The organism is Frankia sp. CeCAU1, from assembly GCF_977971845.1.
Genome location: NZ_CDWWXA010000160.1, coordinates 1 through 9030 on the forward strand (window position 1 = coordinate 1; position 9030 = coordinate 9030).

The window sequence follows — 9030 nt, forward strand, 5'->3', positions numbered from 1 at the left end:
TTTCCAAGCGCCTCATAGTGACGCCTGATGAGACCTGTTCTGTGATATCCCTGTGGCACTGGGTAAAGACATCATGTCGTTTCGAGGGCCTCTTCCGGGCCTCTTGGGACAGGCACACGCACAGACGTGACATACCGTCCACCGGTCAGCGATGCTTGCGTAAACCCAGCTCCACGGATCTGCCCCGGACTTTCGCGGGTCCCCGCCAAGCGAAGGAGTCCGCGTATGTCGCCGCCCCCCGGAGAGCCCCGTACGCTGCTGGCGCACTGGGTCCGCACACGCGGATGGACACTCGAAGAGTTCCGCCGCCAGTACGACACGACCGCCCGGACCCTGAAGGCGAAAGCCGACACCGTCAGCGAACGCCAGGCGAAACGATGGCTCGCCGGAACCCTCGTCCACAAACCCCGCGCGTCCGCCAGCGACGTCCTCGAAGCCCTCTGCGGACACCCCATCGACGAACTGATGGCCCCAGCCGGCAACGTGAGCACGACCGCAGCAGCCGTAGCTGAGTTCGTGACCTCCCCGGGACTACAGCCACCGCAGACACCATGGGCATCCACTCATCCCGCCGCCGACATCGGACGCGAGACAGGTCGAGGGGAACCACTGCACATCGCCGCATCTTGGACGAATGCGACGGGGCCACGGTCCTCCGGGGGACATCCAGACGTCGAGGTATTCACCGCGGCCACGGACGCGGAGGAGACCCTACAGTTTCTCACCCGGGCACAGAACACACCCGCCCCGGAGATCCTGGCTCTCCTGTGGAACGAGGTCCGGCGTCTCTCCCGCTCCTACGGCGACCATCTCAGTCTGCTTGTCGACGACCTGACCGTGACGCGCAAGGCCATCTTCCGCCTACTCGACGACCCCATCGACCCCCACCAGATCCGAGACCTCCACCTACTCGGGGGCCTCGTCTGCGCGATGCTCGCCCACGCTTCCCGCGACCTCAGCCAGACGCACCGGGCACTGACCTACCAGAACGCCGCACTCATGTGCGCCGAACGCGCTGACCATCCCGGCCTACGCATCATCGTCCGCACCGAACAGGCCGCCACCGCCTATTGGATGGGCCGACCCGCCGAATCCATCCACTTCACCGCACTCGCCACCCTCGACACCGACCGCGTACGCGGCTCCATCGCCGTTCTACCGTCCGTGCAGCAGGCCCGCGCCCACGCCGCCCTCGGCGACACCGACCGGTCCCGCACCGCACTGCTGCACAGCCGTCGCATCCGCGAACGCGTCCAACCCGATGATCTCGACGAAATCGGCGGGCTCATGCGCCTGTCCCTGCCCGAACAACTCGGCATCGTCGCCGGGACCGCCGCATGGTTCCCCAACCCCGCCGAAGCCGAACAGGCAGCCGACGAAGCTCTCACCGCCTACCAGCACGCCCCCCACGCCGACCGCTCCCACAACTCCGAAGCGATCGCCCGCGCCGACCTCACCCTTGCCCGGGTTCGACTCCACGCACTCGATGCCGCCGAGGACGCCCTACGCCCCGTCCTCGGCATCCCCCCACAGCACCGGGTCCTCCCCATACGGGAGGGTGTACGCCGACTCGGCAAGGCCCTTCAAGACGATCCGATCTACCAGGCCGCCCCCGACGCCCAGGCCCTCACCGCCACCATCGACGACTTCACCCGCCACGACTAACCGAAAGCCCTACCAGGCTGACCTGTACAAACAGAACCAAAGAATGATCGTCGCCAAAGTTCTCTACTCTTTTTTGTTTTTTAAACAACGCCCCGTCCTGATCCCGGTGACACCGGGATCAGGACGGGGCGGGGTCGGTGGGGTGGATCGGTGGGGCCGGGCGAGATCAGACGAGAGCGGTGACGGCGATCGCCACGAACAGCAGAGTCAGATACGTGATCGACATGTGGAACAGGCGCATCGGCCTCGGGTCCTCGCCGTGCCGGGCCCGGCGGGCGACCCGGTGCGACTCGACCAGGAACCAGGCGCCCACCGCGACGGCGGCGACGAGGTAGACCGGGCCGGTGGAGGCGACGGGAGCGACCGCGAGCGAGGCTGCGACCATCGCGTAGGCGTAGCCCAGCATCCGCCGGGTGACGACCTGGACGGAGGCGACGACCGGCAGCATGGGGACGCCCGCCGCGGCGTAGTCGTCGCGGAACTTCATCGCCAGCGCCCAGAAGTGCGGCGGGGTCCAGAAGAAGACGACGGCGAACAGCAGCACCGCGGCCCAGCCGACGGTCCCCGTGACCGCCGACCATCCGATCAGGACGGGGAAGCAGCCGGCCGCGCCCCCGATGACGATGTTCGACGGGGTGCGGCGCTTCAGCCCGAGGGTGTAGACGAAGACGTAGAAGGCGATCGCCCCGTCCGCCAGCAGCGCGGAGGGCCAGTTGACCAGGAAACCGAAGAGCAGCGTCGAGACGATCCCGATCACGATGCCGAAGGTCAGCGCCTCCGTGGGCGTGACGGTCGCCCGCACGAGCGGACGGCGCTTCGTGCGGCCCATCATCTGATCGATGTCACGATCGACGTAACAGTTGATCGTGTTCGCGCTGCCGGCGGCGAGGGTTCCCGCCACCAGGGTCACGGCGATCAGCCAGAGCGACGGCACGCCCCGTTCGGCGAGCATCATGACCGGGACGGTGGTGATGAGCAGCAGTTCGACCACGCGCAGCTTCATCAGGGCGACATAGCCGCGGGCCTTCGCCGACACGGCCGCCCAGCCCCCGCGGGTGGCGTGCCCGGCGCCCGGGAGCCCGTCGGCGGGCGGGCCGCCGGCCTCCGGCGCCGGTACGGCCGTTGCCTCGACCGACGGTGACGTCACGGACCCGACGGTACCCAGGGCGGCGAGGGAACCGGCTGCCAGCCTGCCATCAGTGCCGCCACCGGCCGTGCCGACGGTCTCGGCGGGCGGCGACGGGAGCGGCACGTCCGCGCCACCAGGCGTGCTCTGATCACCAGAAGTGCTCTGATCACCAGGAGGGCTCTGGGCCGGGGGAAGGGTGAGCGGGGACGAGAGTACGGGCCCCGCGGTCGTTGGCTTGGAGGCGCCCGCCCGCCCCGGTCCGCGGGCGGGGACATGCCGGTGACGAAGGACGGCCTCGGTAGACAGAGCGACCTCGCGATCGGCGGGATCGACGGGCGACCCACGCGGGACGGTGCCCCGAAAGTCGGAGCGGACGGTGTTCTACGACGTGTCGGAGTCTAGCCGCCGCGGCGCTGCGTACGCGCGTCGACCGCGCCCGGACCCCCGCCGCCGTCCTGCGTCCTCTCTCACAACCGCGCCACGCGGCCCCCCGGGCGGCGGCGACCGACATGTACTGGCGTGGGGCATCGGACAGCGACGGTGGGCATGGCGCATGGACGGCGGGCATCGGGCATCGGGCATGAACCGCAGGGACCGCAGGGACCGGGATTCCACTCGTCGTGCGCGTTGTTCTCCCAACCGCCACCCGACTGTCACGGGGATCCGCAGACTGGGATCAGACTGGAAACAGACTGGGATGGAGCCGGCCCCAGAGGGTAGTGCCCTGAAGGGGGTGCGCCCATCCGAAGCGCGAGAACAGCCATGAAGCGCGAGAACAGCTTGGAGGCCTTGGAGACATGGTGAGGACGCCACCGCCCGCGGAGAGGAAGTCAGCCCGATGAGCAATCCCCTGTCCGAGCTCTCAGCCGCCGGAGTGGCGGTCTGGCTGGACGACATCAGCCGGGACCGCCTACGCACCGGCAACCTCGCCCACCTGGTCGAGAACCGCGGCGTCGTCGGCGTGACGAGCAACCCGACCATCTTCCAGAAGGCAATCAGTTCGAGCGACCTGTACGACGAGCAGCTGCACGACCTGGCGATCCGCGGCGTGGACGTCGGCGAGGCCGTCCGGGCCATCACGGCCGCCGACGTGCGCGACGCCTGCGACGTGCTGCGCGGCATCTACGACGCCAGCGGCGGCGTCGACGGCCGGGTGTCCCTGGAGGTCGATCCCCGGCTCGCCCACGAGGCCGAGCGCACGCTCGCCGAGGCGCGTGCCCTGTGGTGGCTGGTCGACCGGCCCAACCTGTTCATCAAGATTCCCGCCACCCGGGCCGGCCTCTCGGCGATCACCGAGACGCTTGCCCAGGGCATCAGCGTGAACGTGACGCTGATCTTCGGACTCGACCGGTACGACGCCGTGATCGACGCGTTCATGACCGGTCTGGAGAAGGCTCTGGCCGCGGGGCGCGACATCTCCGACCTGGCCTCGGTCGCGTCGTTCTTCGTCAGCCGGGTGGACACCGAGGTCGATCAGCGGCTGGAGAAGATCGGCACCCCGGAGGCGAGGGCGCTGCGCGGCCGGGCCGCCGTCGCCAACGCCCGGCTGGCCTTCGAGCGGTACGAGAAGGCGTTCGCCACTCCCCGCTGGGCGGCCCTGGCCGCGGCGGGCGCGAAGCCCCAACGCCCGCTGTGGGCGTCAACCTCCACCAAGGACCCGTCCCTGCCGGACACGATCTACGTCACCGAGCTGATCGCGCCCGGAACCGTCAACACGATGCCGGAGGCGACCCTGGAGGCGTTCGCCGACCACGGGTCGGTGACGGGTGAGACGATCCGCCCCCGCTACGAGGAGGCCCATGAGGTGTTCGCCCAGCTCACGGCCGTCGGAATCGATCTCGACGACGTGATCGGGACCCTGGAGAGCCAGGGCGTGCAGAAGTTCGAGGACTCGTGGACCCAGCTGTTGGACACCATCGCGGCGCACCTGGGCTCACCCAGTTCGTCCGCGTAAGGCCTGGCGCCGGCCGTGGCCGTGACGGTCGCCACGGCCATCGCCACGGCCGTGATGATCGTCTCAGCGTCGTTCAGGGACACCCGACGGTCCCTGGTGAAACAACCTCGGAGAGACCACAAGCAGAACGAAGGGGGAACGGGTGGCGCCCACGGTGAGTACCAACCCGCTGCGGGACCCACGTGACCGCAGACTGCCGCGCCTGCCGGACGCGAGCGCCCTGGTGGTGTTCGGCGCTACCGGCGACCTGGCCCGCAAGAAGCTGATCCCCGCCGTCTACGACCTGGCCCACCGCGGCCTGCTGCCGCCGGGTTTCGTCCTCCTCGGGTTCGCCCGCCGGGACTGGTCCGACGAGGACTTCGCCGAGTTCGCCCGGCAGGCCGCCGAGAAGGGCGCCCGCACACCCTTCCGCGAGGAGGTCTGGGACCGGCTGGCGGGCTCCGTGCGGTTCCTGCCGGGGTCCTTCGACGACGACGCCGCGTTCGACCGGCTCGCCCGCACGCTGGAGAGCCTGGAGCACTCCCACGGTATCCGTGGCAACGCGGCGTTCTACCTGTCGATCCCGCCGTCGGCCTTCCCGGTCGTGCTCAAGCAGATGCAGCGCACCGGGCTCTCCTCGGCCGCGGGTTCGGGCAGCTGGCGCCGGGTCGTCGTCGAGAAACCGTTCGGTCACGACCTGGAGTCGGCCCGGCAGCTCAACGCGCTCGTTGACGACGTCTTCACCCCGTCCGGGGTGTTCCGCATCGACCACTACCTGGGCAAGGAGACGGTCCAGAACCTCTTCGCGCTGCGCTTCGCCAACACTCTGTTCGAACCGATCTGGAACTCCCAGTTCGTCGACTCGGTGCAGATCACCATGGCCGAGGACGTCGGGATCGGCACCCGGGCCGGCTTCTACGACGAGACGGGCGCCGCCCGGGACGTGCTCCAGAACCACCTGTTGCAGCTGCTCGCCCTGACCGCGATGGAGGAGCCGGTCAGTTTCGGCGCGGAGACCATCCGCACCGAGAAGCTGAAGGTGCTCCGCGCGGTGTCGCTGCCCATGGACCTCAACCGCTACGCGGTAAGGGGGCAGTACGAGCAGGGCTGGCTCGCCGGGGAGCGGGTCCCGGGCTACCTCGACGAACAGGACATCCCTGCGCAGTCGCGGACGGAGACCTTCTCGGCGGTGCGCCTCGGCATCGAGACGCGCCGGTGGGCCGGGGTGCCGTTCTACCTGCGGACCGGCAAGCGGCTGCCACGGCGGGTCACCGAGGTCGCCATCTTCTTCAAAAAGGCGCCGCACCTGCCATTCGACAAGACCGCCACCACCGAGCTCGGCAACAACCAGCTGGTCATCCGGGTGCAGCCCGACGAGGGGGTCACGCTCAAGTTCGGCTCCAAGGTCCCCGGCTCGGCGATGGAGGTCCGGGACGTCGCGATGGACGTCCTGTTCGGTGAGGCGTTCACCGAGGCGCTGCCGGAGGCCTACGAACGGCTGATCCTCGACGTGCTGCTCGGCGACGCGACGCTGTTCCCGAACAACGCGGAGGTCGAGGAGTCCTGGCGGATCGTCGATCCGCTGGAGCGGCACTGGGCGGGCACCACCCCGCACCGCTACCGGGCCGGCACCTGGGGTCCGGTAGCCGCCGACGAGATGCTCGCCCACGACGGTCGCCGGTGGCGGCGGCCATGACCATGGATTAGGAGCCCCTCGTGACCACGTTGTGGGACACCACCGGTTCTGAGGTGGTCAAGGCCCTCGCCGCCGAACGACGGGCGGCCGGAGCCCTGGCCTTCGGTCTGGCGCTGACCCTCGTCGTCGTCGTTGACGAAAAGCACGTCAGCGCCGCTGAGGGCGCGGCGACGCTGGCGGCCTCGGCCCATCCGTGCCGGCTACTGATCGTCGTCCGCCGGCAGGTTGACGTGTCGCATCCCCGGCTCGACGCCGAGGTCTCGATCGGCGGTCGGCTCGGCCCGGGCGAAGCGGTCGTGATGCGGATGTCCGGCCGGTTGGCGCTGCACGCGGAATCGGTCGTGCTTCCCCTGCTCGCACCGGACGCCCCGGTGGTCACCTGGTGGCACGACGAGCCGCCGGCCCGGATCGCCTACGACCCGCTCGGCGTGTTCGCCGACCGGCGGGTCACCGACGTCACCGCCAGCCCGGATCCGCTGTCGGCGCTGTTCCAGCGGGCCGCGGACTTCGCCCCCGGCGACACGGACCTGTCCTGGACCAGGCTGTCGCCCTGGCGTACCCTGCTCGCCGCCGCCTTCGATGCGGTGGTCAGCGAGCGGCCGGACTCAGCTGTCATCACCGCAGGCCGGGCCGATCCAAGCGCCCAGCTGTTCGCCGGCTGGCTCCAGAACAGGCTCGCCGTCCCGGTGACGGTCGACGAGACGGGCGGCCGGCCCGGTATCACGGCCGTCGCCGTCGCCCTCGACGGGGACCGGCTGGCTGTCTCCCGCACCGACTCCCGCTCGGCGATGATCTCCCGCACCGGCTATCCGGACCGGGTACTGCCTCTGGCCGACCGGGGCGTCGGAGACCTGCTCGCCGAGGAGCTGCGCCGGCTCGACGACGACGCCGTCTACGCCGAGGCCCTGGGTACCTGGAGCGGCCTGCCGAACCTGACCAGACGCTCGCCGCACCGAGAGCACATCTGGCGGGACCCGATGGACCGGACCGTGGGCGCCACGGACGCCTTGGCCGCCGGCGCCGTGACGTCGGGCACCGCGACGTCGGGCACCGCCCCGATGACGAGTGCCCCGAACAACGAACGGACGGTGGGTGGCGCATGACGGCCGAGCCAGAGCTCGTCCTCCATCGTGACGCCGGGGTACTGGCCAGGGCGGCCGCGGCCCGGCTGATCACCCGGCTGGTGGACGCCCAGACGGCCCGCGGGGAGGCCTCACTCGTCCTGACCGGCGGTGGCATCGGCATCGCCCTGCTGCGGGCGGTGCGATCGAACCCGGCTCTCGACGCGGTGGACTGGGGCAAGGTCGACATCTGGTGGGGCGACGAGCGGTTCGTCACGGCAGGCTCGCCCGACCGCAACGAGCGGCAGGCGCGGGAGGCGCTGCTCGATCACGTCCCGGTGGATCCCAAACGGATCTTCCCGATGGGTCATCTGGCGGCCCCGACCGCGGGCGGTGACGTCGAGGGACGGGCCTCGGCCTCCGGCTATGCCGATCCGGAGTCCGCCGCGGCGGAGTACACCGCGCTGCTGGCCACCCGTGCCGTCGCCGGATCGGCGGTGCCGAGCTTCGACGTGGTGCTCCTCGGGCTCGGCCCGGAGGGCCATATCGCCTCGCTGTTCCCGGACTCCCCCGCGGTCGTCGCGACCGAACCGGTGGTGGCCGTGCATGACTGCCCCAAGCCACCGCCGGAACGCGTCACGCTGACCCTGCCGGCCATCCAGTCCGCCCACGAGGTCTGGGTGATCGTCGCCGGGGAGGAGAAGGCCGATGCGGTCGCGGCGTCGTTCTCCGGAGCGGGACCGATCACGATCCCGGCGACGGGAGCCGTCGGCCGCGACCGCAGCCTGTGGCTCGCCGACCGGGCCGCCGCCTCCCGGCTGCCCGGCTGGCGGTGACACGGTCCGTGGACGACCTGTCCCGTAGACCTGTCCCGTGGGCCGGGCCCACGGGACGGCACCGGCGGATCAGGTCAGGATCTTGGTCTTGCCCCGCTCGAACTCGGCCTCGCTGATGATCCCCCGGTCGCGCAGGTGCGCGAGCTTGCCGAGTTCGTCGGCGTCGCTCGTCGTCCCGGCGGCCTCCTGGAGGTAGGCGCGCCAGGCCTGTTCGTCGCGCTGCGCCGCGGCGCGGCTGCGCTCGTGCATGCTGCCACCCCGCACGATCAGGTAGGCGATCACGCCGAGCCAGGGCAGCACCAGGATCGCGACCGTCCAGGCGGCCTTCGCCCATCCGGACAGATCCTGGCTGCGGAACACATCCATGATCACCGCAAACAGCAGCCACAGCCACAGGATGAAAGCAAAAAACCACAGCATATAGAGGAAGACGCTGAGTAGCGGAAAATCGGGATCCACGGAGTACCTCCTGTCCACGCCATGGTCGGGCGGTGGCCTGGACGGGCCACCGCCGTCCCGGCGTCCTGGGCCCCGGTTCCGGCCCGGACCCGGTTTCTGACCCGGTCCGTTCATACCCGCGCCGGGCCGTCCCCCCGTCTCGCCGCCTCACCCGCCGGGGGTGGACCGCCCAGCGCGCTCACCCGCTCACCCGGCAGTCCGGTCAGCCGGCAGTCCGGTCAGGCCGGGGGCGCGGGGGACGATGGGGACAC

Annotated in this window: 7 protein-coding genes; 5 read left to right on the plus strand and 2 right to left on the minus strand. The window is 70.3% G+C overall.

Annotated elements, in window-relative coordinates; translation table 11 throughout:
• The first annotated feature begins 225 nt into the window (after positions 1 to 225).
• Positions 226 to 1665, plus strand: a complete 1440-nt coding sequence (locus tag AC08OO_RS20410) for a hypothetical protein (protein WP_476618924.1) — start codon at positions 226 to 228, stop codon at positions 1663 to 1665.
• 166 nt (positions 1666 to 1831) lie between these two features.
• Here the strand turns inward: AC08OO_RS20410 and AC08OO_RS20415 are convergent, their stop codons facing one another.
• On the minus strand, positions 1832 to 2701 hold the full coding sequence (locus AC08OO_RS20415; RefSeq protein ID WP_023841562.1) for a heme o synthase: 870 nt from the start codon (positions 2699 to 2701) through the stop codon (positions 1832 to 1834).
• Positions 2702 to 3632: 931 nt separating this feature from the next.
• Here AC08OO_RS20415 and tal point away from each other — a divergent pair.
• The 4 genes from tal (at position 3633) to pgl (ending at position 8320) form a co-directional block, all read left to right on the plus strand.
• Positions 3633 to 4748 (plus strand): transaldolase, encoded by a 1116-nt coding sequence (tal, locus tag AC08OO_RS20420; protein WP_476611359.1) that lies wholly within the window; start codon positions 3633 to 3635, stop codon positions 4746 to 4748.
• Between the two features lie 142 nt (positions 4749 to 4890).
• Entirely contained in the window at positions 4891 to 6423 is a 1533-nt protein-coding gene (gene zwf, locus AC08OO_RS20425; protein ID WP_476611358.1) for a glucose-6-phosphate dehydrogenase, read from the plus strand.
• A 20-nt stretch (positions 6424 to 6443) separates the two neighbouring features.
• Positions 6444 to 7526: a glucose-6-phosphate dehydrogenase assembly protein OpcA gene (locus AC08OO_RS20430; RefSeq protein ID WP_476618925.1), complete on the plus strand. Its 1083-nt coding sequence runs from the start codon at positions 6444 to 6446 to the stop codon at positions 7524 to 7526.
• Positions 7523 to 8320, plus strand: a complete 798-nt coding sequence (gene pgl / locus AC08OO_RS20435; protein WP_476618926.1) for a 6-phosphogluconolactonase — start codon at positions 7523 to 7525, stop codon at positions 8318 to 8320. The genes AC08OO_RS20430 and pgl overlap by 4 nt, the downstream gene beginning before the upstream one ends.
• A 69-nt stretch (positions 8321 to 8389) precedes the next feature.
• On the opposite strand, the gene AC08OO_RS20440 is transcribed toward pgl, so the two are convergent.
• Positions 8390 to 8779 carry an SHOCT domain-containing protein gene (locus tag AC08OO_RS20440; protein WP_476607820.1) on the minus strand — a complete coding sequence of 130 codons (390 nt, stop codon included), beginning with the start codon at positions 8777 to 8779 and terminating at the stop codon, positions 8390 to 8392.
• Positions 8780 to 9030: the final 251 nt, after the last annotated feature.